Consider the following 25,314-nt stretch of genomic DNA (forward strand, 5'->3'; position numbering starts at 1 on the left):
AGCCAACGTCATTCCCACGCGACGGCCGTTCTCGAAGGGGGCCAGGACGGCGCGCGAGCGTTTGAGCAAGGCTTGTCCGGTAGCAATGCGATTCGGGACGTTCACGGCGCATCCTCCGCGTCCATCACCTGCACGAGCAGCGCTTGATGCGGAGCGATCGAATCGAGCACGGGGTTGGGCACGGCATTGGGGCCAAGGTCCGGGGCTTCGGGCGCATGCAGATCGGCATGCGTCAGCCAGACTCCGAACGCCAGCGTGACGCCGGGCTCGACGGTCGGCACCACGACGACTTGTCCGAGGGCAGGCGTGGCCGCGCCGACAGACGTGTCGAACTCGACCCGCAGGCACAGCGTTATGTCGCCCGGCTCGATCGCGCCGGCAGCGACAGCCAGGTCAACGGCGTCCGCATCAACGATGTGGAAGCGCACCTCGCCGAGCGAGACGACCTTGGGGACGGCCGCATCGGCTTCGCCCCACGTCTCGGGATCGTCGTCGTTGAATGGCACGCCGGATGCATCGAGCGCGATGCGCTGCAGCAGTTCGGCCGCGACATTGCGCGCGTGATCGTCGGTCGCGGGTTCGGGATCGGTTTCAGGCTGCATGCCGGGAATCTCCGGTTTGGACTTGTGGATGGACGAGGCGGCAACGGCACGCCCCTGAAGGCGAGCGCGCCCAACAGCGACCAGCGTGCGAAGCCGGGCAGCTTGACGCAGAAGGATTTCGTTATGCACGGCCGCTTCCTTGCTGTATAGAAAGAAGCGCCTGCAATGCGCGGGCGATCGCGGCCGAGTTCGGGTCGGCGCGGCCGGTGTAGACAGCCATGGCCTTGCGGATGTCGGCAACGCTGGCGGGCTTCGGCAGCGACGCGCCGCGCGAGGCCGCCGGCACCACGATGCGACGCGAGTTCTTCGGCAGCATGGCCTCCGCGTCAGACTGCCGCACGATGAAGGCTTGCGGTTTGGCCCGGCCCGGATGGTCGATTCGCGCACGGTCCGCCGCGATCATCTTGGCGATGTGCTGGCGGAAGCCGATACTCGATTGAACGTCCGTCATGACGCGTGCCAGATGCTTGCAGCACGCGCCGTCAAGCGTCGGGTTGGTGAGCTTGGGCATACCGTGCTCACTTCTGCCGGCTACCCAGCCGCCCGCCGTCGCCACGAAGCGCAGGAAGTACCGGAAGTGCTGGCAGTCACACTCGAAACGCAGGGCGCTTTCCTTGCACAGCCACTTCGCCGAATCGGCCGGCGTCCCGGGCCGCGCTAGCGCCGCCGAATACGCTGCAAATTCGATGTTCACATGGTGGCGAGTCACCTTCGAGCGCGGGCCGCTGTCCGTCACGAGATGGACCTTCCCGGCTTGCAGGCGGGCTGGCATCGAAAAACGGATTTCACTCTTTGCGCGCTCGATGTCGATGGCCCGCGACAGACCCAGCGCCTCCTTCGCGGTCAAGCCCCGCTGCGCCTTGTCCCCCAGCGCGGCGACGGCTTTCTTGAATTGGGCAAGGTCGGCGGGCGTGATGGCCCGCACACCCGCACCGCCGAGCGTCGTCGTCAGCATGCGAGCCGGGCTCAAGCCGCCAGCAACCTCGCCGGGTTGCAGAATCGTGCGTGCCTGCCGCCGGCTGTCGAGTTCGATTTGCCGGATGCGGTTGAGCGCCGACTGCGCGTTTCCGATGCGCGGGGCCTTCACTTTGAATCTCCACGCACACGGACGCCCACCAGAGCGGTTTGGGTCGCGAATCCGATTTGCAGATCGTCCGAGCGAGCCTCGCGCGCCGCCCGGCGCTCCATGCGCATCTGCACCATGCGCTCTTGCGAAACGCGCATTGCTGCGCCGAACTTCGCGTCGAGTTCGGCCGCGTCGAGCACGACATTGACCGTCGTGCCGCCCTCGTCGTACAGGCGATGGTGACGGGCGAGAACGGCGAGCGCCGCCTCTTTCGAATGCGTCTTGACCTCGATGCCGTCCTTCGTCTCCTTCACACAGGCCAGCAGCGCACGAGCACGGCGGCTGATGTAGCGCGTGTCCTGCAGGACGACTTCGCCGACGCCGAGGCCGAAGCATTCGGGACAGTCCTGATCGATCTCGCGACGCTTGTCGTACCAGACCTTCGGCGTGGCGACCGAGAACTCTCCGATGTCGCCACGACCGGCGGCAATCAGTTCTTGCCGACGCGCTTCGTGCTTTTCACGGCGTTCGATCCACTCGCCGGGCGTGAACTGCCGCGCGCGCCCGCCGGTCGGCTTGTCGATGGTTCCGTGGCAGTAGCGGCAACAGTACCGGTGGTAGCCGGTGAGTTCGGTCGCGTCGGCCTCAACGATGTCGGCGAAGGCTTGCAGCACGTGGTCGCGGGTGGCGCGAACGGCCTCGATCTTGTCTTCGACGCGCGCTTGGACGATCGCCCGGATAGCTGGGCTCGCCAGCAGCTTGGAAGCGCGCGAGGCGGCGTCGCTGGCAAGATAGCCGGCGCGGATCGCGGCTTGGGTGCCGTTCCCGCACTCGACGAACTCGCTCACGAACAGTTGCTGCCGCAACGGCAGGCGGCTCACGTCGAGGTCGACAGCTTCTTCCACCGCCGGCGGGGTGCTGGCGCGCTCGCGCGAGCGCGAACGGCCGGATTTCTTGGCATTGATGGGCGAACGTGGGCCGACCTTGGCCGCGACGGCGCGTGTCTTGGCCGGCGTCTTCACGCTGGGTGCGGTCTTCTTCACGTTGCTGCCTTATCGCCCTCGCGGGCGGCGATCAGTTCATCGAAGCCCAGACCCGCCAGCGGCGCGGGATCGAAGGTCGGCGACACGCTGAAGGCGCGGAGCTTCTCGATGTGCGGCGCGATCTCGGCGATGCGGGCGCGACGGCGCTGGGTCAGAGCTTCCGGCGAAAGCGCCGTCGGTTCGGTGGCCGCCACCTGAGCCTCTGACATGCCTAGATTGCGCAGAATCGAGAAGCGCGTCGGCAGGCCCATCGCTGCGGCACGGGCGGCCGACTCGTCATCTTTGATCAGACGCTCACGCTCCGCGACCAACTGGCTGAGCAGCTTGCCAACCGCATCACGCAAGGGCTGGTGGCGCGCCATCGCCAACTTTTCGGCGAGGTCATGCGCGATCTTGTCGGCGCGCACGGCTTCAATCTCATCGTCGATCGCTTCGGCCATGCCTGAAAGAATTTCGGAGATGACTTCCGAGCTCAGGCCCAGGTCCTTCTGGCATGCGAAGCCGATGGCGCTCGCGATCGCGACCCGGTAACAGGCCACGTCGACAAGGCGCTCCACTTTCAGCTTGTACGCGGCGGCGGCCTTCTGAATAGCCGGATTGCGGTACAGCGCGACCATCTGGTCGACGATGGCCGGATTCTTTTCTTCGACCAGAGGGCTGCGGCGGACAAAGTTTTCGTAAATCGACACGGCGATCTCCAGGTGTTCACGTGCCGCTGGACGGCGTTGGGGTTGGACGTTGGCGTCGATGGGCGCCACGGGGCTGACGGAAGCCTTCGTTGCGAAGCGGCTGCGCGCAGCGTCGATCAATGCGGTGACAGCAAGCTGCATTTCAGACGCCTTCTGCTGCGGGCCGGTGCCCGGCGTTGATGAATGCCTGCACATCGCTACGCTTGTAGCGAACGAGGCGACCGCCGATGCGGACGTAGGGCAGTTGAACGCGGCCGGTGTGGCGCCATGCGGCCAGCGTCTCGACCGAAACTTTCAACGTGCTGGCGACCTGTTCGTCGTCAAGCAAGGGTTCGATGGATTGGTCCATTTTTAAGGTGCGGAAGTGGTTGGTTGGGTGATCGTCCCTGCGGATGGCTGCGCGACTGAGGCCGCTTTTCCCGTTTCAGGCCACGCCGCGTTCCGCGTCGTTCGCCGCTATTGCGCTGGCGACGCGCTCGCGCAGAGCAAGGTCCAGGCGGTCGAACTTCTCGATCGCGCGCCGCGTTTCGTGCAAGCGGGCTTCGAACTCCGACGAGAGGCGGGCCACAGCAGCGCCGCCCTTCATCTCATCGAACTCTGCTTGGCGCTGCAACACTGCAAGCGCATCGATCAGCGCTTGGCCGGCCGACAACACGGTGCGGGCGAGCACGACATCCGGACCGACGGCAGCAGCGTGAGCGCCGATCGAATCGACAAGCCCGCCCGCGAGGCCATCGAGCAGCCCGCGCAATCCGCGTACCGTCGCTGCGCGCAGCGAGCTGGCCGGGTCGCGCTCCGGCTCGCTCGTGAGGCCGAGCAAATAGTCGGTACTCACGGCGTACACCTCGGCGGCTTTCATCAGTTCAGGCAGCGGCATGAGGCGCTTGCCTTGCTCGTGCTGGCTGAGCTGCGCGGAGGTCGAGTAGCCAAGATGTTTCGCTGCCTCCGTTTGCGAATAGCCGGAGAACTCGCGCGCAGCGCAGAGGCGGGGACCAACCACAAGGCGGGCAAGCCGGCGCTTCGGCGCCTCGGAGTCGCCAGCACCGCTATCGTTTGCGGCGGGCGCGTCGGTGTTGACTGCTTCGGGGCGTTCGGTCGTAGTGAAAACGGCTATGTGCATGACTGCTTGATAGATCGGGCTGAGGCGATGGGGCGGGATATGCGCTGGGCGACGGCGCGATACGGCGGTGGCGCTCACTGGATCGGGTGGGCGATGCCCGTGTAGAGGCGGCTCGGATCGATGTGTTCGTCAACGAAGGCGCGGATGTCTTCGACCGGTACGCCGAGCTTCTCGGCGATCTGCTCGGGGCTGTAGACCGGCTCGCCGGCAGAGTTGACGTGCGTGGCCTTCGGGATGGCCGGCGCCAGGATCGCCTCGGCTTCGGCGCGGTAGCGCGGCGGCGCCGTTTCGAATGCCTGAACGAACAGAGCGCTGTACTCGGGATTGCCGTGAACCGCGTCACGGCTATGCAGGTCAACCGCCTCGCCGATCTGGCGCAGCGCCTCGAAGAATTGGGGGTGGTCGTGGCGCTCCACGTGGCCGCGCGCCCAGTTGTGCCATTGCTCGGCCGAGCCGGGCGCGACCTTCTCCAGCATGTCGTAGTAGTCGTCCGGTGCGATGAGCAGCATGCGGGCGAACTTGATCTCGTTCTCGGGGGTATGCAGCGCCGCCTCGCCATCGGTTTTGACGACGTGCTCCATCCAGGCAAGTGCGTCGAGCCACGCGACCGAGCTGCCCGCCGGGCTCGGGGCATCGACAGGCACGCCGGAACGCTTCAAGCCGAAGCGGTGCTCACCGGGCGTTTGGTGCTCCGGGCAAACGTACTCACCGCCCGGCACGACCTCGTCCAGCACGGTGCAAAAGGTGGTCGGCTTGCCGTCCTCGTCGGGTTTTTCACACAGGGCATGGCAGCCAATGCATTCGCGGCTTTCATGGACGCGCTCCGTATGCGAGTGCGTGAGGCGGCCATCCTCGTCCTCCGTGTAGATGGGCCACTCGCGCAGGCCCTGCTTCTTGGGCGGCGCGTTGGACGCGTCCTTCGTCGCGCTAGAAATGTCGAACCGTTCGATTTTGATTGCCATGGATACTCCTTTGAAGAATTGGTTTCGCCGCGCGTTGCGGCGTCGATCACGACTAGTCCTTGAGATGGCGAGGCGTCACGTCCTGCATGCCTGGCGCAGCCACGCCTTCGGGCCGAGCGGCTGCGCCTGACACATCGCGATTGCGGCACGCAGAACCGTCTCGGCACCGAAGTCGTTGAGCAGATCGGCGATGAAGCGCTCCGACGCACTACGGTCGACGCCGGCAACGAGCCAGAAGTGCGCGCGGGCACCGGCCAGAATCAAGGCCGCGTCGCCATCGGCGCGGGTCACAGCAGACTCGTCCAGCGCCGAAGCGAGGGCGATGCGACGGCGGGCTTCCGCCAAGCGGGCCGAGTGCTTTTCTGCATCGGTCATGCCGGCATCCCTCGGCTGGCAGACTTGACGATGGCCTGCCGGCTTGGCGGCCCGCCTTCCCAGTCCGTGATCTGTTGGTACTTCCCGTTGAAGTGCAGAGGGACGAGGCCCTGTGGCCCGTTGCGGTGAGCCACGATCTCCAGTTCGGAGTAGCCCTCGAACGCGGGCTCTCGCTTGCTCAGTGGATGCGCCCAGTCGGTGAACAGCAGTGCGATCTGATCCGCCGCCGCCTCGATCGCACCGGAGTCGCGAAGGTGGCTCATCGTGGGCCGCCCGTAGTGCTCGTCGGCCTTGCGGGACATCTGCGACAGCACCACAACGCCGATTTGCAGATCGAGTGCCAGCGCCTTGATGCCGTTCACGATCACGTCGAGTTCGCGGTTGCGGTTCTCTTCGCCTGCGCCGGCCATGAGTTGGAGAAAGTCGACGAACAGCACGTCGAGGCCGTGTTTGCGTTTGACGCTCAGTGCTTTGCGGCGGATGTCGAGCAGACTGAGGCTCGATTGGTCGTCATGGATGAGGCGCAGTTCGCCGAGACGCTGTGCGGCGTCCGAAACGGCGGTCCACATGTCGTGGTCCTTGGGGTCGGCACGCATGATTCGGCCGAGGTCGTACGAGCCGGCGGCGGCCGTGTGCCGGTGCATCAGTTGATTGACCGGCATTTCCTGCGACATGAATAGAGTGCTATAGCCGCGCGCCATGTTGCGGGCCAATGCCAGCGCCAGCGCGGTCTTCCCGTTCTTCGGGCGCGCCCCGATCACCATCATTTCACCCCGACGCAGACCGCCGTTGAGCAAGCGATCGAGGCCTTCGATACCGGTCGGGATGGCCGGGTTCTTTCCTTCGCTCAGGTCATTCAGCAGAGCGAGATAGTCAACCAGCGATTCGTTGATGTGCTGCGGTTCGCGCTTCGACTTTTCCGTCGCGAGCTTGGCGAGCAGCATCTGAGCCTTGTCGATCTGTTCGGCCGCTGATCCCGAAGAGACGCCAAGATCGGCGATTTCCATCCCTGCGCGCACGAGTTCACGCTGGCGATGACGCTCGACGATGACGGCCGCGTGGCGGCGGATCGTGGCCGAGGACGGCACGTATTGCGCGAGGTCGTTGAGGCGCGTGAGTCCATCTTGCTCGGCCTTGCCGGCGGCGCGCATGGAATCGAACACGGCAATCACATCGAACGGCTGGCCGGCGGCGGCCATCGCCAGGATCGTGCCGAACGCGTCGGCGTGAAACGCCGCATAGAACATCGTCGGCGCCAGATCGCTCACGCGTGCCAGAGCCTCGTTGTCGAGAAGCACGGCGCCGATCACGGCGGCCTCGGCTTCGAGGCTGTGAGGCATCGGGCCGATAGTCGAAGCGCATTCAGTTTTCATACGCACCTTCGACGACCTTCACGAGGTTCTCGGACTTGCAAAGCCAGTCCAGGCTCAGATCGAACGGCTTGCGCCCGGGTGCCGGCTTGGTGCGGCCACAAAGGAAATCCGATGCCGACACATAGCCGAAGAACTTACGCCACCAATCGAGGTTCTGGCGCTCGGACTTCTCGCGCCAGCGAGCGCGCAGGGCTTGCTGGCGTGCCGGCGTCCATTCGCGAACGCGCCGCGCAGCCGGCAGCACCTCGTGGAACAAGTTGATGATCTGCTGATGCGGGCACGAATCTGCCGGTGCCGAAGGCTCTGCGACAGCAGAGTTCTCGCCCTCTGTACCTTCGACTACCTTCCCTTCCTTTCCCTTCCCTTCCCTTACGGGGTCGAGGGCTCGCCCCTCGCTCGACGAGGCCTCGTCGAGCACTCGCTGAATCGTCGTCGAGGGCTCGCCGAGCGGGGAGCGAGCATCAGCCGAATTGCCGGGAAACGGCGGGTGCTTGAACGTCGGGCGGTCGATGCGCTGATGGTGCCAGCCGGTGACGTGCCAGTAGGCCTTGCCGCTCGCCGCGTACTCGACGACGAGGCCCTGCACGAGCATCTCGTTCACCAGCATTTGCACATCTGCCGTGGACAGGTCGTCGCTCGGAAATACCTCCGCCTTGAGGGTGCGGGCGCTAGCCGGATGGTTGCCGCCGTCGTCGCAGAAATTCAGCATGCCCAGGAAGCCGAAACGGGCCTCGATTCGCATGTTCATAACCTGCTCGCTCGTGTAGAACTCGGGTTTCACAGTGCGGATTCGGGCCATTAGAGGAGCGCGCCCCAGCGGATGTGGTTCTGCGCCAGCAGACGGGCCAGGGCGCGACGCCAGCCGGCGGCCTGATCCTGATAGCCCTTCGCGAGTGCGCTGTCCAATGAGGCGAGCCAGAGTTCTGCGAGCCCGAAGCGACCCGGAATGAAAGCCTTCTTCGGGGACACGTCGTCATGGTGGGCGCCATGCTGGCGGTCCTGCTTGCGCAAGGCGATCAGCTTGCGCAGATCGGCGATCTCGCGGTCGATGGGCGAACCCGGGCCTGCAAAGTCGCGAACGGCACCGGGGCAAGCTGCCCCGGGCAGGGGGCGTTCCACGGCCGGCGCGGCGTCTTTCTGATTCGACAGAGTGCGATGGCCGAGGTTGCCGACGGGAACGAGCCTCCCGGGCATTACGCAACCCCCAGCACGCGGCGCAGTTCTGCGACGGGGTACGCGAGGCGGCCATTGATGCGCAGCGGGCGAACAATGCCCGTATCCTTGCAGGCGTGTGCGCGCAGAGTCTGCGGCTTGCGGTTGAGGTAGTACGCCGCCGCTTCGGTCGTCACCGTCGGGCTGGTGACATGTTCCAGGGGGGGATAGGACGTGGCGGCACGGGGTGCGCGCTCAGCCTTCGCGAGTTTGTCGGCCGCCGGGATCGGCAGTTCGATCGGTTCCATTTGCTTCGACTCCATTGATGGCGATCAATCGCCGTTGAGTTCAATGGTGTCGGGGAGCCCCGCTTAAGTCTCCGACTTACATTGCGCGGGGGATTGATGTCGCAACCCCCGTGGCGGGCGAAATCAGTCGGACAGACGTGGCGGATTGATCGCTTCGGCAAGACGCTGCAAAGCCTCTGCGCGCGTCAATCCACCCAGGCCAAGGGGATGCGGATCGTCAGCTTCGGGACTTGATGATGCCGGCCGCGACTGGCCGTATCCGTCAATGCCGCCCTCAATCTCCGCAAGCAAGGCATTCAACCTTCGCCGCTGGTCGCGCGCATCCTTGGTGTCACCGTGCCAGCGTCTGCCGCTCTTGACCAGCCGCTCCACTTGACGTTTGCCAATTTTGAAGTCGCGGGTAAGAGCATCCTTCGCGCGCTCGGATGGCACGCCTTTGTCCAGCAATTCGAAGTAGGCGCCAGCAACCTGCTCCGCGTCACGGTCGCCTCGGCTTCCGGATGGTGCGCCGTGAAGGTGATCGGGCAACTTGCCCTCGACTGCGGCCTTGGTAATGATGAGATTTACCATGGCTTGAAAGCTTGGCTCGATGGGCGCGCCCGAAAGCACAGCCTCTGCAAGAACGTCCAGCACGTCTCGCTCCGGCACTTTGATGCCGCGCCGCCACATCGACAAGGCCTCCGTTTGCTTGATTGCGGCCCGTTGCGCGGGCGTGATGCCGATGGTCAATCTGGATCCCATTCGTCGCCGGCCGCACCGTACCGGGCTTGGTCGATTGCAATGCCAGCCACCGCCCAGTACGCGACTTCCTGCACCGCGTCCCCGAACAGGGTCGCCGCGCGCTCCAACAGCGCGAACATTTCGGAGCCCTCGGGGTACTTGGCGAAGAGCGGTTCCATGCGCGGGAAGGTGTCTTCGGACAGGAGATCACCCGTGCCGTCGATCAGGCTTTCGAGGTAGGCGCGGTCATCGTCTTCATCAGCGCGTTGCAACGCAGCGGCGCGGCCATCCAGGGCCCGTCGGAGCAAATCCACCATGTCCTCGTCGCCGCGCGTAAGGTACAGCGCGCGCAGCACCATCAAGCGACCGAGAACGTACGGCCGCATAGGGTCGGGATGCCCGAGGAGCAGCGCGTGCAAGTACAGGCTACCGGCGTGAACCTGATCTGCAAGGCGGATGTCATCGTGACGCTGCGCGGCCCGTGTCAAGCCGAGGTGCGCAGGGATCGTTGGATATGTCAGGTCAACCTTGCCGGCCAGTACGGCCAGTGCGAACCATATGTGGTTGTCGCGGCTCACGCGTTGCTCCCGAAGAACTCGTTCAACGGCGTTTCGCTCGCGCACTCCCCCGACTGCACGTCGCGATCACTGCGAACCACGGCGAGCATCGCGGCGAAAACGTGGGCGCGGGCGGCGTTTGAGCGCTCGCGCTGCGCATCGAATCCAGCAAAATCATGGGCGCGGGTCATGCGCTTCATCTCGCGGGTCAACTTCTGGAGTTCTTTGGTGGCCTCGTGAAACTCGGCCATAGCTAACTCTTGAGCGGAGCGAACCTTGTTCGCGTTGCGATCGGCCTTCATTGCGTCAGGCCCCAGAGTTCGTGCAGGTCAGCGCCCGCGTCGCTATCGGTCGAATCAGCCGTGAAGCCGATCTGCTTCAACATGCCAACTACGCCCGCTACCATCGGTCGCATGTCGGGCGGCACGCGGTCTTCCGAGACCTTGATCCATTCCAGGCACTGCGCTGCGTGGTCGGAAATCCGATCCAAGGCAACACGCAGAGTAGGGGTCTCCTCGCCGCCCTCGATCAGCGTCAGGATTTGCTTGTTGAGGCTGCGCTTCTGGACGGCCGCCATTTGTTTCACGCGCTCTCGGTGGCCGGGGTGTTCGAAGCGCAGGACGTACTTGTCGCCCCGAGAAATCTGCTTGCTCATGTCACTCTCCTTGTTGAAGTTCGTTGGTTGATATGGCCTGAGGCCATAACCAAGAATGTATGGCCTTAGGCCATCATGAGCAAGGCATTTTTTATGGCCTTAGGCCACTACCATCCATAAATGGACAAAAAACCTCAGGACAGCGAATCAAGACACGCGGATAAGTTCATCGTCCGCTTTCCCGCCGGCATGCGCGATCGAATCGCGGAGTCGGCGAAAGGGAGTGGTCGCACCATGAACGCGGAGATCGTTGCGCGGCTGCAAGCGAGCTTCGACTCGGCGGCCTCGCCTGATGCGACTGCGGTACAGGAGCTTGCCAATAGCCGTGCGCAGACGATCACCGCCATGGAATTTCTGCAAGGCAGTCTTTGCGAGACGGTCGTGGCGATGTATGCAAACCTGCCGGCCAAAGATCAGCGCGATCGCACTCTCTCAAACGCTCATAGGCTTGCGGCGAGCCTGCTGGCTGGCGCGCGGCCTGGCGACTACCTGAGATCGAGGTCAGAACTTTTGGCGGCCAATCCGGCTCTCGCTCGCTTCCTCGAACAGGTGGAGGCCGACATCGAGGTGCACCAGAAAAAGGAGGCGCGCACCGGTAGTGCAGGCGGCGCCAAGCGATAGATCATCAAACGCTCAGGCGGCTTTAAGCGGGATGACGTTGCCCGGCAGCGCTTCCGGCTCTTCAACGAACTGCACCTCGGCTTTCTCCAGGATGTGCCTCTCGATGATCGATAGAAATGGCCGTAGCGCATCGACACTGCGCGGCCGATACCCTTCGGCGGTCGCACTCGGCTTGTGACCCATCACCTGCGCAATGGCGCCAGCGGGCGCCCCGGCGGCCTCTCCAAGCAGCGAGAACGAGCGACGCAGGCCGTGAATGGTCAGCCCATCAATGCCGGCACTTTGGAGCGCCTTCGAGTGGCTCGCGCGCGTGTCTGCGATTCGGCCGGTCTTGCCGCTCGTGGATGCGAACACGAAATCATTGACGCGTGGAAGTGTAGCCAGCAATCGCCCGAGGTACGGCGTCAGAGGAATGGTGCGCGTCGCCTCCACCTTGTCGGCGATCGTGAGCTTTTTCCATCGAAAGTCGATGTCAGCCCACCGGAGCGCAGCCAATTCCTCGCGGCGAGCGCCGGTCAGTAGCAAAGCGCGCAGGTACACAGACGCCGTGCGGTTGCTCAGTGCCTCCACTCCGGTCCACCATCCGGGCAATTGCGCGCCTTCGAGTGCATCGGTCCGACGAGTGTTGGCCGGGAGCGATTCAACAATGGATGCGGCCTTGCCTGCATCGCGATCAACGACCGAGCGGTACGCTGGTCGAGCAGAACACCAGCGCAGGAACCCGCGAAACATCATCAGGGCGCGAGCGGCTTGGTGCTTGCCCGCCTTGGCCTCGCGGTCGTACCAACTTTTCAGCGCGTCCTCATTCACATCGGCCAGCGGCAGCGCGAGCAGCGGGTACAGCGGGCCGGGTCGAGTGAGGCCCTTCCCTCTCTTCTTCGCAACGCCGCCAGGCGCCGCCATCGCTTCAAGGTCGGCCCGATAGCGGGGCTTCCACGCGGCGCGCCGCTTCGGCGAACCCTCGGCGAGATACGTCGGCCACACGTCGCCGACCGTCACGGCTTCGAGGCGCTCGGCCTCGCGCTGGGCGACATCCTTTGCGATTGCTTCGGCCTTGACCGCGCGCGGGTCTCGGCCTTCGTCGATCAGGCGTTGCAGTTCGCGAGCCTTGGCCTGCGCGTCCGGAATGCGCCACGCCATCGCGTCACCGATCGTGATGCGCAAGCTCTTGCCCTGATAGACGCCCTGGAAGATGAAGGAGGGCGCGCCGCGCGGTGTGGCCCGAAGCCCGAGGCCCGGTGCCTTGGCGTCCCACAGGAACGCCTGGGCCTTGTCGGACGGGCACGTGAAGCTAGCGACACGCGGCGCGGTGAACGAGATTTTTGCCATGCGGCCGATTCTCTTACATCGAGGCCGATGTAACGCAGGATGTAAGAGATTTTTTGAAATCGAGATCAACAATCCGGCATCTTCCGAGCCAGAATTCTTCGATTTCCCTCTGGCGTACAGAGTGAAAATCAACAAACCTCAATGTTCATCCATCCACTATCTTTCTCATTCGTAATGAGAAGGTCGGGTGTTCGATTCATCTCTCCGGCACCAATCGCAGCAAAGCCCCGTTGCTATCAGATCGATAGCAACGGGGCTTTTCTCATTGTCAATCTGCGTGCGGCTCGCCGTGAAGCGACGCGGCCGGATGGCCGGCGGCAAGTGCGCGCTTCGTCCTATCGCATCCGCTCCACGTCCGGCAGCTTCCAGCTCTTGTCGAAGAAGACCTTGGTCGGCGCGTAGGCGCGGAACATCAGCTCGAAGCCGCGCCTGGGATCGGTCGGCACCCAGTTGGATTCCTTGCCGGCAGGCGCCTTCGGACCAAAGTAGACGTCAACAGAGCCATCGGGGTTCTTCTGCATCTCGGCAATCTGCGACGAGCGGCTCGCACGCGGCATGTTGCGGATCAGGGCATGCGTCTCGCGGTCGTACGCGGTGATCGACCAGTACTGCGCCACCGGCGCATCGGCCGGCACCGTGATGCGATAGGTCTTGCCGCCCTGGAACGCGTTGCCCTCCTTGTCCTTGATGCCGATCAGGTAGAACTGCCCGGCTCCGAGCCGCTTGATGCCGATGTAGGCATAGGAATAGGTCAGGCCGCGAAGGTCGACCGGGTACTTGTCGGGCTCGTTGAAGGACTTCTGGGCCGCCTCGATCAGCTCGGGGAATGTCGGCCCGGTCCAGTGGCTGCCGGGATAGAACGGCGGCAAGCCCGCGTCGTAGCGGGCCTCGAGCCAGGCGCGCGCCTCCTGGGCGCTCGCGGCGAGCGTGGCCCGGGTCCTTGCATCGGGGTTGAACGGCTTGCCCTTCTCGATGCCGAGCGTGCGCAGCGGATCGATCATGGCGCGGTCGCGTTCGAGCCAGGGCTCGGCCTGCACGATGCGGTCGAGCGATTCGAAGAAGCTGGCGTCGTAGCGGATGGTGGCGTCGAACAGCACGTCGGCCGCGTCGGTGAACACCGTCGCAGCCGGTGCGCCCGCCTGCGCGAGCGGGTAGACCTTGATTCGCTTTCCATAGGCCACCGACTTCGCAACGTCGGCCGCGCCGTGGCTCTTGAGGTTGGAGCGCAGCAAGGCGTAGCTGCCGAAGGTCGCGGGCCGCAGCACGATGTAGCCCTCGGGAATCGGGCTCGCGTACCCCGGCGGCACGAGCAGGTACTTGCCGCCCTTGCCTGCATCGGCGCCGGTCGGGCCGGCGTCTTCCAGCGGCATCTGCCAGATGTCGACGATGTTGCCGTTGAGGGAGCCGTCCTCACCCGCCGGCGGCACCTCCAGAACGACCGGGCCATCCTTCGTGTTGAAGAAGGCCATCAGGTAGATCGCGTCGGGGTTGGGCGTGAGGGTCTGGTTGTGCCAGTCGAGTGGCCGCGACCAATAGACGATCTGGTTGACCTTGCCCGGTGTCCCGGTGAGCATCTGCTGCAGCATCAGGTCGTAGTTGACGGCGGGGATGCCCCAGTTCACGGCCTCCACGGCACGGCGCTGCAAGGCGCGGTCGGACAGTTGGGCCGCCGTCGGCGCGCGCGAGGCAGGGGCCGCCCACGCGGCGAGCGACGCTGCGACGGCCAAGGTTGCAAGGACTGCTTTCTTCATGAAGAGCCTTCATTTGCGTTGAAAGGACGCGCGAGTTCATCACAGTTCTCGCCGCGTTGCCACCGAGACGATCGGCCTTGACATGAGCGCAGCCAGGAGCAACCCTCTGTGCCTTTCAACGCACCACCCGGGATCGCCATGGACATCGGACGCAAGGCTTCGTTCTGGAAGGGCTCGCGCGCGCGCACCGGCTGCCTGGCCCTGGGTGCGCTGCTGGTATCCGCCTGCAGCACCCCGCCGCCTTCCACCGAGGCCGTGTCGCCTGCTGCGGTTCAGACCCGTGTCGGCAAGGTGGAACTGCAGAGCGGCTACCCGAGCGAAGCCTCGGTGCGCATGCTCTACGACGAGATGGACTTCCAGCGCGCCGTGCAGGCCTACATCTGGGCCACGCCCATCGTGGCGATGGACGCCCTGCGCATTGCCAACGTGCGCGACTGGGGGGTCGACTACAACGGCGTCGGCATCGTCGACCAGTACACCGGCTCGGCGGTCGTTGCGCTAACCGGCAACTCCACCACCATCTATGCGGCAGCGTTCTCCGATCTTTCGCGCGACGGACCCGTCGTGATCGAGTCGCCGCCGGGCGCCTACGGCGTGATCGACGACTACTGGCAGCGTCCGGTCGCGGAGGTCGGCCCCTTCGGCCCTGACAAAGGCAAGGGCGGCAAGTTCCTGGTCGTGCCCGCGGACTACAAGGGCTCGGCGCCGCGCGGCTACTTGGTGGTGCGCTCCAAGACCAACCGCTTCATGTACCTCGTGCGCGGCATCGTCAAGGACGGCAACGTGAAGGCCGCGGTCGACATGCTCTCCACGATCCGCATCTATCCGCAGAAGCAGGCCGCCAGCCCGCCGGCCACGCAAATCTTCAAGGCGGGCGCCAAGGGCATGGACTCCATCGCGCCGCGCGGCTATGCCTATTGGGAGCGGCTGGCCGACATCATCGACAAGGAGCCGGTGGAGGAGCGCGACCGTTTCTTCTACGCGATGCTCAAGCCGCTCGGGATCGAGAAGGGCAAGCCCTTCGCGCCGGACGAGCGGCAGAAGAAGATCCTCACCGACGCGGCCCCGGTCGGCTTCCTGATGGCCCAGACCATCAGCATGGCGCCCCGCTTGCCGACCGCCAATGCCTACCCCGGCACGCACTGGGAATGGGTGCTGACGCTCAAGCCGAGCCAGGAGGCGCCGAACTATTCGCAGCTCGACGAACGCACCGACTACACCTTCGAGGCCATCACCGTGGCCGAGGGCATGGTCAAGGAGATCGTCGGCGCGGGCTCGCAGTACATGAGCGCGGCCAAGGACAGCACGGGTGCATGGCTGGACGGCGGCAAGTCGTACAAGCTCAAGGTACCGGCCAACGTCCCGGCCAAGGACTTCTGGTCGGTCACCGTCTACGACAACCTGTCGCGCTCGATGGTGCAGAACGGCACGGCCAAGGTCGCCCTCTCGTCCTACGACAAGCTGCAGCGCAATGCCGACGGAAGCATCGATCTGTACTTCGGTCCGGCCGAACCTGCCGGGATGGCATCGAACTGGGTCAAGACCGTTCCGGGCAAGGGCTGGTTTGCCTATTTCCGGTGGTACGGGCCGACGCAGGCCTTCTTCGACAAGAGCTGGCGGCTACCCGATATCGCGCCGGCGAGCTGAGGCCCGGAGCCGGAAGGTTCTACTGCTGAACGGTCCTGCTTCGGGTACAGGGTCCTCTGCAACCCGCTACTCATTCGCATCGATGAACAGCCGCTGGATCATCGGGTAGCGCTCGCGCACCTGGCGCTGCAGCCGCGCCACCGTCTTTCCGGCTTCGCTGGCCAGTGTGGTGGGCGTGAAATCGATGTCGAGCGTGACGAGCACTTCGTCGGGGCCGAGGTACATCGACAGCACATGGCCCACGTGACGCACGTTGGGCTGCGCCATGGCCATCTCGCGGATGGCGTCGGCAGTCTCCGTGCGGATGCCTTCGCCGATCAGCAGGCCGCGGGCCTCGCGCACCAGCGCCACGGCCACGGCGGCGAGCAGGAGCCCGATGACGATCGATGCGGCGCCGTCCAGTTCGGGCATGTCCAGGCGATGGCTGGCATAGATGCCGAGCGCCGCCACCAGCAAGCCCACCAGTGCCGCGGAGTCTTCCGCGAGCACGGTGTAGGTCGTCGGATCCTTGCTGCGATGGAGCGACTTCCAGAATGGTGCGTCGCCCTTCTGCTTCATGAACTGCCGCAGCGCGACCGCGAAGCTCGTGCCCTCGAACAATGCCGCCGCCGCCAGCACGACGTAGTTCCACGTTGCGTCCAGCAGTTCGACCGGATGCCGGATGTGCTGCACGCCCTCGTAGAACGACACGCCGCCGCCAAGTCCGAAGATCAGCACCGCGACGATGAGTCCCCAGAAGTACAGCTCCTTGCCGTGGCCGAACGGGAACTCCGGCGTGGGCGGCCGCTTGCTGAGCCTGATGCCCACCAGCAGCAGCACGCCGTTGAAAGTGTCGACAGAGGAATGAATGCCTTCCGACAGCATCGCGGAGCTGCCCGAGAGCCCGGCCACGATGAACTTGGTGATCGCGATGGCGATGTTGGCCGCGATCGCGCCATAGACCGCAACGGGTGATTCTTCATTGGCGCGAGGCATCGTGCTCAAGCGCGCGTCAGGGCTTCGGCAAGGCGTAGGCGATGACATAGTCCCCGGGCTTCGTATGCGTCGAGCCATGGCCGCCGGCCACCACCAGGAGGTATTGGCGCCCATCGTTGCCGGTATAGGTCATGGGCGTGGCCTGGCCGCCCGCGGGCAGGCGGCTTTGCCACAGCTGCCGGCCATCGGTCACGTCATAGCCACGCACGTAGTCGTCCAGCGTGCCCGACAGAAAGGCGACACCACCCGCCGTCATGACCGGGCCGCCGAGGTTCGGCACACCCATCCTGAACGGCAGCGGCACCGGAGCGAGGTCGCGCACTGTGCCGTTGCGGTGCATCCACGCAATCTTGCCGCTGGCCAGGTCGGCACCGGCCACGTAGCCCCACGGAGGCGCCGTGCAGGGAAAGCCCAGTGGCGACACGAACGGGTTCAGCCTGATGGCGAAGGGCGCGCCGAAGTTCTCGTTGAGCGCAGGCAGCGCACCCTTCGGCGCACCTCCGTCCTGCACCATCAGCGCGGTGTCGTTCGACCTTGGCACCAGCTTCGACACGAAGGCCAGGTAGGTCGGTGTCGTGAAGGCGATCTGCCGGGTCGGATCCACGGCCACGCTGCCCCAGTTGAAGACGCCGAAGTTGCCGGGATAGATCAGCGAACCCTGCGTGGTCGGCGGTGTGAAGCGGCCGTCGTAGCGCAGTCGATGGAACTGGATCCGGCAGGCCAACTGGTCGAACATCGTGGCGCCCCACATGTCGCTGCCGGCGAGCCTGGGGGGTTCGTAGGAGAGCGCGGCTTTGGGCTGCGTCGGCGCGGTGTGGTCGCCCGGTTCGGCGCCCTGCGGCGCGGGCACTTCGGTGACCGGCGTGATCGGCGCGCCGGTGCGGCGGTCGAGCACGAAAAGCTCGCCCTGCTTGGTCGGTTGCACCAGCGCCGGCACGCGCGCGCCGGCGATGGTCAGGTCCACCAGGCTCGGCTGCGACGGCACGTCGTAGTCCCAGAGGTCGTGATGCACGGTCTGGAACACCCAGCGCACCTTGCCGGTCGCCAGGTCGAGCGCCACCACCGAGGAAGAGTACGTCTCGACGGCCGGGCTGCGGTTCGCGCCCCACTGGTCGGGCGGCTGGTTGCCCATCGGCACGTACACCATGCCCAGCGCCTCGTCCACGCTGGAGATCGACCAGCTGTTCGGCGAGTTGGCGGTGTATTTCTGGCCCGGCGCGATCGGCGCCGTCGCATCGGGGTTGGCGGAATCCCAGTTCCACACCAGCGCGCCGGTATCGATGTCGAATGCGCGGATGACGCCGGACTGCTCCTTCGTCGAGACGTTGTCGAGCACGGTGCCGCCGACGATCACCAGCCCGGCCGTCACGACCACCGGCGAGGTCGAGTAGTACGAGCCCGGATCCAGGTTCGGCATGTTGGCCCACAGGTCGATCTGGCCCTTGCCGTTGCCGAAGCGCGTGCACAGCTTGCCGTCGTCGGGGTTGAGCGCGAGCAGGCGGCCGTCTGCCGTGGGCATGAAGAGCTTGCCGTGCGGGCAGTCGGTGGGGACGTTGGCCGGCGTGGGCGCCTGCCAGGACAGGCCACGGCAGGTCAGGTGCTGCAGCGCCAGCTTGCCTTCCACCTTGACGTCGGGCTCGTAGCGCCACGCCTGTTCGCCGGTAGTGGCGTTCAGCGCGATCACCGACTGGTGCGGGTTGCAGAAATAGAGCCGGTCGCCGATCTTGAGCGGCGTGACCTCGTAGGTGGTCTCCTCCGGGTCGCCCGGCTTGCCGCGCAGGTCGCCGCTGCGAAAGGTCCAGGCTTCCTTCAGGTTGGCGACGTTGGCCGGCGTGATCTGGGCCAGCGGCGAATAGCGCTGGCCATCCGAGGTGCGTCCATAGGCCTGCCAGTCGCCGTCCGGCACGCCATGCGCGGCCGCCACCGTGGGAATGGGCGTTTGTGGGGGCGGCAGCATGCCGGCGGTGTCGTGGACATCGTGCAATGCCGCGGTCCCCGCCGCCACCGCGCTGGCCGCCAGCACCAGGCTCAGGAACAGGCCGCCGCCGCGACGCCAACTCGTCTCGAGCGGACCGGTGATCCAGGGTGTCAGCAGCAGCAGGCCGAACACGACGAGCACGTCGAGGCGCGCAGCCAGCGGCCACCAGTCGAGCCCGACCTCCCACAAGGCCCAGAGCAGCGTGCCCAGCACCAGCACCGCGAAGACCGCCAGCGCACCGTCCGAGCGAACCGCCACGAAAACGCCGGTCAGGCCCAGCAGCAGGCCGGCGATGAGGTAGTACCAGCTGCCGCCGAGCGCGACGAGCCAGATGCCGGCGCCCAGCAGGGCCAGTCCGAGGACGAAGAACAGGATGCCCAGAAAGGCGGGAAAGGATGAGGAACGCGTGGTGCGGGACGAACGGCGGTAAGAAAGGGGCGTGGGCTGCAAGTGAAGACTCCGGTTCCGCCAACCGTACGGCTTGCCCGGGCGCAGGCCCGTAGGCCGGCGGCTTCAACCGGCGTCTGCTTGCGACGATAGACGCCGCACCGCCCCGCCCTGCTGAAGGCGCAACGATGCGCAGCCGGCGTCAGCGGCGGCCGGCGATGCCGGAGTCGCCCTGCGGTGTCGGGCGCATGGAAACCGGCGCCATGCTTTCAAACACGCCATCGCGCCGGACCCACGCATGGAACAACGCAGCGGCAAGATGCAGCAGGATCAGCGCGAAGAAGCACAACGCCAGGAACTGGTGCGCATTCCACAGCATGCTGTGCAGCGCAGCGTTGGGCGCCACGATGGCCGGCAGGTGCAGGCCGGCGACCACCACCGGATAGTCCGCCGCCGACAGCATGCCCCAGCCGATCAGCGGCATCGCGATCATCAGCAGGTACAGCAGCAGGTGCGACAACCTGGCCGCAAGCTTCATCGGCGCAGGCATGTCGGACGGCAGCGGTGGCGTGCCGGAGCGCCAACGCACGATCAGCCGCAACAGCGCGAGCACCAGGATGGCGATGCCCAGCGGCTTGTGGAAGTTCACCAGCGTCAAGTACACGGGCCGGATCGTCGAGACCATGCCGACGCCGACGAAGAGCATCGTCCAGATGCAGATCGCCATGACCCAGTGCAGCACGCGTTGCAGGGGCGTGAAGCGCAGGGGATCGCGGCTCACGGCTTGGCTCCCGATGCGGTGCGCGGATAGTCCTTCTCTTCGGCGGTGCGGCGGTTGAACGACACGGCGTACGCAGCCGAACGCGCGGCCGGGAACGGATCGTCGGAGGTGCGCATGCCCGAGGGCAGCACGGTCGGGTCGAAGTTGATGTCGCGGCAAGGCCCGTCAGGCTCGGGCTCGATCTTGCTGACCAGCAGCGTTCCGACCTCGACCTTGCGACGGTCGTCCGGCCATGCCTTGCTGGGTTCGGCTGTAGGGTCGCCGGGGTTGGCAACAGTGACGATGAAGGTCCAGCGCTGTGGCGCGCTGGCAACCCTGTCGGTGATGTCCTTGAACAGGAAATCCGGGCCGCGCTCTTTCAGTTCATCCGGCGGCACGGCCACCGGCGCCGCAGCCGGCACGAAGGACCAACGCACCGTCTGCTCCTGACCTTGGGCGTTGGTGAAGACGAAGCTGTTGAGGCTGTTGAAGCGGTTCTCCGCATAGGAGCCGGTGAACGGCGCGCTGCCGGCCCACGCGCCGAACGCGCCGAGTTCCGGATGTGCCGCCACGAAGGTCTTCATGGCATTGGGGTCCTTCGAATGCGATGCCAGTTGCAGGTCGTAGAAGGCCTGCGGCGTGGCGACCGGAAAGAAGGGTGCATCGAGCATGGCGGACCGCCATTCCTGCCCGTCCGGCGACTGGATGCGCAGGCTCAGGCCGCGCACGCGCGAGGCGGCATCTGCGGTCTTGGGATCGGCCACGGCCAGGTTGAAGCGGCCTGTCACCGGATAGCTGCCCTTCGAAAGGATTTGCGCCTTCGACAAGTCGACCCCAGCGCCGTTGGCCTCGAAGCTGCCGGTGAAGCAGATGCCCTTTGCATGATTGCGCCTGAACCCGAGGGCCACGCCCGCGGGCGGCGCCAGGTTGTCGACGAGCTTGGCCGGCGTGACGCGCGCCGGCGTGAGCCAGCCGGCGGTCCAGGCGAATGCAATCGCGATCACGGCGACGATGGCTGCGATCAGCAAGAGGCGGATCGGGGTCGATCCAGGAGGGGGCGGCTGGCGGTCCATCATTTGAATTCCCGTCCAAGGCAAAGCGCCTGCACGGAATCTATCCGTACGCTGCGCTTTTTTCTGTCGGACATTGCCTACCGCGCTGCAAATAGCGTGCGGACCCGGGGTCAATTGCTGTACGGTCATCGCTCCACCCCTTGCGGCAAACCATGACACCTCGACCTTTCATGCTCCATGTGGATGAGAAGGCGCTCGCCGACCTGCGCGAGCGGCTGGCACGCACCCGGTTTCCGGACGCCATGCCTGGCGCGCCCTGGGAAACAGGCGCCGACCTGGGCTGGATGCGCGAACTCGTCGACCATTGGCGCAACCGCTTCGACTGGCGCGCGCAGGAGGCGCGGCTCAATGCCTTCGACCAGTTCAAGGTGCCGATCGCCGGGACCGACCTGCACTACCTGCATGTGAGGGGCAAGGGCAAGGCGCCGCTGCCGCTGTTGCTGTCGCACGGCTGGCCGGGCTCGGTGTTCGAATTCCTCGACATCATCCCGATGCTCACCGACCCCGAACGCTTCGGCGCTGATCCAGCCGATGCCTTCACCGTGGTGGCTCCCAGCCTGCCGGGCTATGGCCTCTCGTTCGTTGCAGACCAGCCGCGCTTTTCCATCGAACAGATCGCGGACGTGTTCGCACAGTTGATGAGCGAGGTGCTGGGTTATCCACGCTTCGCCACGCAGGGTGGCGACTGGGGCGCATTCATCTCCTCGCGCATCGGACTGGCGCACCCCGACAAGACGATCGGCGTGCATCTGAACTTCCTCCCGATCCGGCGCGATCTGCAACCGAGTGCCGATCCCAGCCCGGCCGAGCGCCAGTACCTTGCCGAGTTGAAGCATTGGCTCGCCGAGGAAACGGGCTACAGCCTCGAGCAGGGCACGCGACCGCAGACGCTTGCCTTTGCGCTCACTGATTCGCCCACCGGCCTGGCCGCGTGGATCGCCGAGAAGTTCCGGAGATGGTCCGATTGCGACGGCGATGTCGAATCGGTCTTCACGAAGGACGAGATCCTTGCCGACGTGAGCCTGTACTGGTTCACCGGTGCGATCGGCTCGTCGTTCTGGCCGTACTACGCCCGCCAGCACGGGCCGTGGCCCATCCTTGCGGGCCGGACGGTGGACGTGCCGATGGGCTATTGCGAGTTCCCGGCGGAAATCCTGCACCCGCCGCGCCGGCTGGCCGAGCAGACCTTCACCGACATCCGCCGCTGGAGCGTCATGGCCCGGGGCGGCCATTTCGCGGCGATGGAACAGCCGGAGGCGCTCGCGGCAGAGATCCGCGCGTTCTACCGGCCCTTGCGTTCTGGTGAGCAGTGAATATCAGAACGCGTGCCGGATCCCGACGTCGTAGCCGTAGCCGCGGTCCGCGCGGTAGCCCGCCGCATTCGAGTTGACCGTGTTGGTATACCCCGGCCCGACGTCCGCGGACGCGACGTTCACCACCCCCACGGCGGCGCCGTTCTCGTTCTTGGTCACCGCAAAGTTCGTGTACAGCGCGGTGCGCTTCGACAGGTTGTACACATAGCCCAGCGCGAACTTGGTGGCCTTGGGGTCGGGCGTGGTCATCGGCAACGGGCCATACGGCGTGAAGTTGTAGAACTGTCCCTTCACCTGCGCGTACGAAGCCTTGATCTGGCCGGCGCCGATCGGGATGCTCAGGCCGACCAGGAAGTTGCGCGTGTCCACGTTCAGCGGCGGCGTCAGGGCCGGCGTCAACGGGAAGGTCGCGGCATTGGCAAAGTCGGTCTTGACGTCGATCATCGAATATTCGCCGAACAACTTGACCAGGCTGAAGTCATACGACGCGCCGAGGTTGGTCGTCGTGACGGTGGTGGTCGAGCCGAAGTGGTAGTTGTCGCCGATGTTGCTCTTGCCGTACGAAAGGGCAATGTCGAACGGGCCGTTGGCATAGCCGACGCGTGCGCCGGCGTAGCCGCCGGTGCGCGAGTTGTTGACCGCCTTGGGGTCGTCCTGCAACTGCGGACCCGACACGTTCTCGCTGAACGCGTACATCGCCTGGCCATAGAAGCCGCCGAGGTTGGCCGGCAGGAAGTAGCCGACTGAGTTGGCCTTGCGCGCGTAGTAGCCGCGGTTCAGCGAGATCGTGGGGAGCGAGCCGCCCATCGTCTGCGCGATCAGGCTGGTGCCCGCGCCGACCACGCCGAACGGATCGAACACGGCGTCGTTCCAGAAGGTCGGGGTGTAGTCGCGGCCCATTCGCACCTCGCCGAAGGGACCGAGCAGGCTCACCGTCGAGCGCCGGTCGAAGTAGGTGCCGGCACGGCCGATCGAGCCCACGTCGGGCCACAGCGTCGACTCCAGCCAGAAGGCAGCGGCCAGGCCGCCGCCCAGGTCTTCCTGGCCGCGAAAGCCGATGCGGCTCGACACGTTGCCGCTGTTCGACAGCGCCCATTGGCTTTGCTTCAGGTCCGGTTTCGGCGCCGCCGGGGTGGTGAGGCCCTGGTACTTGCTGCTGGTTTCGTAGTAGCTGACGCCGGTGTCCAGTGCGCCGAACACGGTCAGGGTCGATTGCGCCGAAGCGATGCCGGCGGCCGACAAGGCGGCCACGGCGACGAGAGTCTTTTTCATGGGGGGATCAAGTGAACGAATGGATGACCGCGTCGAAGGTAGTTCGCGCAGTCCAATCGCCCTCCCCCCGAACAGGGTGGAAGGGTATGCCCGCATTGACGGCGGTGCGCGGCGGCGACCCGCATTCAGGCGTGCGCGGCGCTTCGATCCAGCCGATCAACGCCGATGGATCGGATCCCTCATGTCGGCCGATGCGGCCGGCAAGCGGCCGATGTCGGATCTACCTTGAGAAGGCGATGCCCAATGCCCCGCCGCCCGCCGCCACCGCCGGTGGGACCATCGGGCTGAGGGCGCCCGACGTGCCGTCAATGGTGAAGCCCGACACCGTGCCGGCGTCGATGTTCGGCACGTACACGAACTTGCCTGTGGGGTCCACGCCGATCGAATAGGGCGCACCGCCGGTCGCCGCCGTCGGCACCGCCAGCGGGCCGAGGGCGCCCGTGGCATCGACGGCGTAGGCCGATACGGTGTTGGCGCTGGCGTCCGACACGTAGACAAACCGCCCCGTTGGGTCCACGGCGACCTGGTAGGGGCGGTTCCCCGTCACGACCGTCGGCACGGCCATCGGACTGAGGGCGCCCGACGCTTGATCGATGGTGAAGGCCGACACGGTGTTGTCGGAAGAATTCGCCACGTAGGCGAACCGGCCCGTGGGGTCCACGGCGACGTTGGTGGGGTTCACTCCCGTCGTCACCGTCGGCACGGCCATCGGGCTGAGGGCGCCCGTCGCGGCATCGATGGTGTAGGCGGACACGTTGCCGGACGTGTAGTTCGCGACGTAGGCGAACCGCCCCAAAGGATCCACGGTGACGGATTGGGGATTGGTCCCTGCTGCCACCGTCCCGATCGGGCTGAGCGCGCCCGTCGTGGCATCTATGGCGAAAGCCGACACGGTGTTGTTGTCGGCATTCGCGACGTAGGCAAAGCGGCCCGTGGGTTCCACGGTGATGGAATAGGGGCGGTTCGTCGGCACCGACGGCACGACCATCGGGGTGAGCGCGCCGCTGGTGACGTCGATGGTGTAGCCCGTCACGGTGCCGGAGTCGGCATTCGGGACGTAGGCAAAGCGGCCCGTGGGGTCCACCGCGACGGGGTGGGGGAAGAGCCCGGTCGCCACAGTCGGCACGACCATCGGGCTGAGAGCGCCGGACGTGGCGTCCAGGGTGTAGGTCGACACGGTGTTGTCGCCGGAGTTCGCGACGTAGGCAAAGCGCGCCGCCGGTGCGGCACAGGTCACCTCGACGTTCACCACGGCGGCCGCGGCGACAGTCCCGCTGCCACTGGTGACGGTGCAGACGCGGGTCAGGATCCTGGACTGCGACTTGACCGTGACGGTGTAGCTTGCCCCGGTGGCAAGCGGCGTGGTGAAGGTGAAGCTGCCGTTGGACGCAATGACCAGGTCATCCGCGGCGTTGTCCTGGAGCACCAGGCCGGAGCCGAGCAAGCCGCTGACCGTGCCGCTGACGGTGAAGGTCGGCGGTGGCGGTGGCGGTGGCGGTGGTGGCGGTGGTGGCGGCGGTGGCGGTGGCGGGGGCGGGGGGGGGGGGGGGGGGGGGGGGGGGGGGGGGGGGGGGGGGGGGGGGGGG

26 protein-coding genes and 1 pseudogene are annotated in these 25,314 nt (G+C 65.8%); 3 read left to right on the plus strand and 24 right to left on the minus strand.

Annotated elements, in window-relative coordinates; all coding sequences use genetic code 11:
* Positions 1–101 precede the first annotated feature (101 nt).
* The 16 genes from HB681_RS22685 to HB681_RS22760 all read right to left on the minus strand — a co-directional run bounded on the left by HB681_RS22685 (position 102) and on the right by HB681_RS22760 (position 10,622).
* Entirely contained in the window at positions 102–602 is a 501-nt protein-coding gene (locus HB681_RS22685) for a hypothetical protein (protein ID WP_213957120.1), read from the minus strand.
* A gap of 121 nt (positions 603–723) precedes the next feature.
* Complete coding sequence (locus tag HB681_RS22690) at positions 724–1,689, minus strand: hypothetical protein (protein WP_213957121.1); 966 nt, start codon at positions 1,687–1,689, stop codon at positions 724–726.
* Complete coding sequence (locus HB681_RS22695) at positions 1,686–2,573, minus strand: terminase small subunit (protein WP_213957122.1); 888 nt, start codon at positions 2,571–2,573, stop codon at positions 1,686–1,688. The genes HB681_RS22690 and HB681_RS22695 overlap by 4 nt, the downstream gene beginning before the upstream one ends.
* A gap of 134 nt (positions 2,574–2,707) precedes the next feature.
* Positions 2,708–3,541: a hypothetical protein gene (locus tag HB681_RS22700; RefSeq protein WP_213957123.1), complete on the minus strand. Its 834-nt coding sequence runs from the start codon at positions 3,539–3,541 to the stop codon at positions 2,708–2,710.
* A gap of 1 nt (position 3,542) precedes the next feature.
* Positions 3,543–3,749 (minus strand): helix-turn-helix domain-containing protein, encoded by a 207-nt coding sequence (locus HB681_RS22705; protein WP_213957124.1) that lies wholly within the window; start codon positions 3,747–3,749, stop codon positions 3,543–3,545.
* Between the two features lie 75 nt (positions 3,750–3,824).
* Positions 3,825–4,598: a helix-turn-helix transcriptional regulator gene (locus HB681_RS22710; protein WP_213957125.1), complete on the minus strand. Its 774-nt coding sequence runs from the start codon at positions 4,596–4,598 to the stop codon at positions 3,825–3,827.
* Positions 4,595–5,482, minus strand: coding sequence for a hypothetical protein (locus HB681_RS22715; protein WP_213957126.1), 888 nt, complete (start codon positions 5,480–5,482; stop codon positions 4,595–4,597). Before HB681_RS22715 ends, HB681_RS22710 begins: the two co-directional genes overlap by 4 nt.
* Positions 5,483–5,557: 75 nt before the next feature.
* On the minus strand, positions 5,558–5,857 hold the full coding sequence (locus tag HB681_RS22720) for a hypothetical protein (protein WP_213957127.1): 300 nt from the start codon (positions 5,855–5,857) through the stop codon (positions 5,558–5,560).
* Positions 5,854–7,197, minus strand: a complete 1,344-nt coding sequence (locus tag HB681_RS22725; RefSeq protein WP_256735054.1) for a DnaB-like helicase C-terminal domain-containing protein — start codon at positions 7,195–7,197, stop codon at positions 5,854–5,856. The genes HB681_RS22720 and HB681_RS22725 overlap by 4 nt, the downstream gene beginning before the upstream one ends.
* Positions 7,198–7,219: 22 nt before the next feature.
* A complete protein-coding gene (locus tag HB681_RS22730; RefSeq protein ID WP_213957129.1) occupies positions 7,220–7,978 on the minus strand; it encodes a hypothetical protein in 759 nt (252 codons plus the stop codon).
* A 50-nt stretch (positions 7,979–8,028) separates the two neighbouring features.
* Complete coding sequence (locus HB681_RS22735) at positions 8,029–8,424, minus strand: hypothetical protein (protein WP_213957130.1); 396 nt, start codon at positions 8,422–8,424, stop codon at positions 8,029–8,031.
* On the minus strand, positions 8,424–8,690 hold the full coding sequence (locus tag HB681_RS22740; protein ID WP_256735055.1) for a hypothetical protein: 267 nt from the start codon (positions 8,688–8,690) through the stop codon (positions 8,424–8,426). The genes HB681_RS22735 and HB681_RS22740 overlap by 1 nt, the downstream gene beginning before the upstream one ends.
* A gap of 123 nt (positions 8,691–8,813) precedes the next feature.
* Positions 8,814–9,419: a hypothetical protein gene (locus tag HB681_RS22745; protein ID WP_213957131.1), complete on the minus strand. Its 606-nt coding sequence runs from the start codon at positions 9,417–9,419 to the stop codon at positions 8,814–8,816.
* Entirely contained in the window at positions 9,416–9,988 is a 573-nt protein-coding gene (locus tag HB681_RS22750; protein WP_213957132.1) for a hypothetical protein, read from the minus strand. Before HB681_RS22750 ends, HB681_RS22745 begins: the two co-directional genes overlap by 4 nt.
* A complete protein-coding gene (locus HB681_RS22755; protein ID WP_213957133.1) occupies positions 9,985–10,269 on the minus strand; it encodes a hypothetical protein in 285 nt (94 codons plus the stop codon). The genes HB681_RS22750 and HB681_RS22755 overlap by 4 nt, the downstream gene beginning before the upstream one ends.
* Positions 10,266–10,622 (minus strand): hypothetical protein, encoded by a 357-nt coding sequence (locus HB681_RS22760; protein ID WP_213957134.1) that lies wholly within the window; start codon positions 10,620–10,622, stop codon positions 10,266–10,268. The genes HB681_RS22755 and HB681_RS22760 overlap by 4 nt, the downstream gene beginning before the upstream one ends.
* A 120-nt stretch (positions 10,623–10,742) precedes the next feature.
* Between HB681_RS22760 and HB681_RS38800 the strand changes: the two are divergent.
* Positions 10,743–10,892: pseudogene (locus tag HB681_RS38800) on the plus strand (Arc family DNA-binding protein); the annotation flags it as partial.
* 363 nt (positions 10,893–11,255) lie between these two features.
* Here HB681_RS38800 and HB681_RS22770 read toward each other — a convergent pair.
* Together HB681_RS22770 and HB681_RS22775 are read right to left on the minus strand one after the other, a co-directional pair.
* Positions 11,256–12,572, minus strand: coding sequence for an integrase family protein (locus tag HB681_RS22770; RefSeq protein WP_213957136.1), 1,317 nt, complete (start codon positions 12,570–12,572; stop codon positions 11,256–11,258).
* Between the two features lie 335 nt (positions 12,573–12,907).
* Positions 12,908–14,323 carry a DUF1254 domain-containing protein gene (locus HB681_RS22775; RefSeq protein ID WP_213957137.1) on the minus strand — a complete coding sequence of 472 codons (1,416 nt, stop codon included), beginning with the start codon at positions 14,321–14,323 and terminating at the stop codon, positions 12,908–12,910.
* Between the two features lie 138 nt (positions 14,324–14,461).
* On the opposite strand from HB681_RS22775, the gene HB681_RS22780 reads away from it, so the two are divergent.
* Positions 14,462–15,970, plus strand: coding sequence for a DUF1254 domain-containing protein (locus HB681_RS22780; protein ID WP_213957138.1), 1,509 nt, complete (start codon positions 14,462–14,464; stop codon positions 15,968–15,970).
* Between the two features lie 66 nt (positions 15,971–16,036).
* Here the strand turns inward: HB681_RS22780 and HB681_RS22785 are convergent, their stop codons facing one another.
* The 4 genes from HB681_RS22785 to HB681_RS22800 form a co-directional block, all read right to left on the minus strand.
* Positions 16,037–16,945, minus strand: a complete 909-nt coding sequence (locus HB681_RS22785; protein ID WP_213957155.1) for a cation diffusion facilitator family transporter — start codon at positions 16,943–16,945, stop codon at positions 16,037–16,039.
* A 16-nt stretch (positions 16,946–16,961) separates the two neighbouring features.
* The gene (locus HB681_RS22790) at positions 16,962–19,304 is read right to left on the minus strand and encodes a membrane-bound PQQ-dependent dehydrogenase, glucose/quinate/shikimate family (RefSeq protein ID WP_213957156.1); all 2,343 of its coding nucleotides are present in this window, start codon (positions 19,302–19,304) and stop codon (positions 16,962–16,964) included.
* 208 nt (positions 19,305–19,512) lie between these two features.
* Positions 19,513–20,091, minus strand: a complete 579-nt coding sequence (locus tag HB681_RS22795) for a cytochrome b/b6 domain-containing protein (RefSeq protein WP_345944727.1) — start codon at positions 20,089–20,091, stop codon at positions 19,513–19,515.
* Positions 20,088–21,146, minus strand: a complete 1,059-nt coding sequence (locus HB681_RS22800) for a catalase family peroxidase (protein ID WP_213957139.1) — start codon at positions 21,144–21,146, stop codon at positions 20,088–20,090. Before HB681_RS22800 ends, HB681_RS22795 begins: the two co-directional genes overlap by 4 nt.
* Before the next feature lie 167 nt (positions 21,147–21,313).
* Between HB681_RS22800 and HB681_RS22805 the strand changes: the two genes are divergently transcribed.
* On the plus strand, positions 21,314–22,456 hold the full coding sequence (locus HB681_RS22805; protein WP_256735056.1) for an epoxide hydrolase family protein: 1,143 nt from the start codon (positions 21,314–21,316) through the stop codon (positions 22,454–22,456).
* 3 nt (positions 22,457–22,459) lie between these two features.
* On the opposite strand, the gene HB681_RS22810 is transcribed toward HB681_RS22805, so the two are convergent.
* Both HB681_RS22810 and HB681_RS22815 read right to left on the minus strand, forming a co-directional pair.
* Entirely contained in the window at positions 22,460–23,728 is a 1,269-nt protein-coding gene (locus tag HB681_RS22810; protein ID WP_213957141.1) for a porin, read from the minus strand.
* Positions 23,729–23,948: 220 nt separating this feature from the next.
* On the minus strand, positions 23,949–25,314 hold a 1,366-nt coding region (locus tag HB681_RS22815), incomplete at its 5' end, for a beta-propeller fold lactonase family protein (RefSeq protein WP_213957142.1).

This window comes from Variovorax sp. dw_954 (assembly GCF_018449755.1).
GTDB lineage: Bacteria > Pseudomonadota > Gammaproteobacteria > Burkholderiales > Burkholderiaceae_C > Variovorax.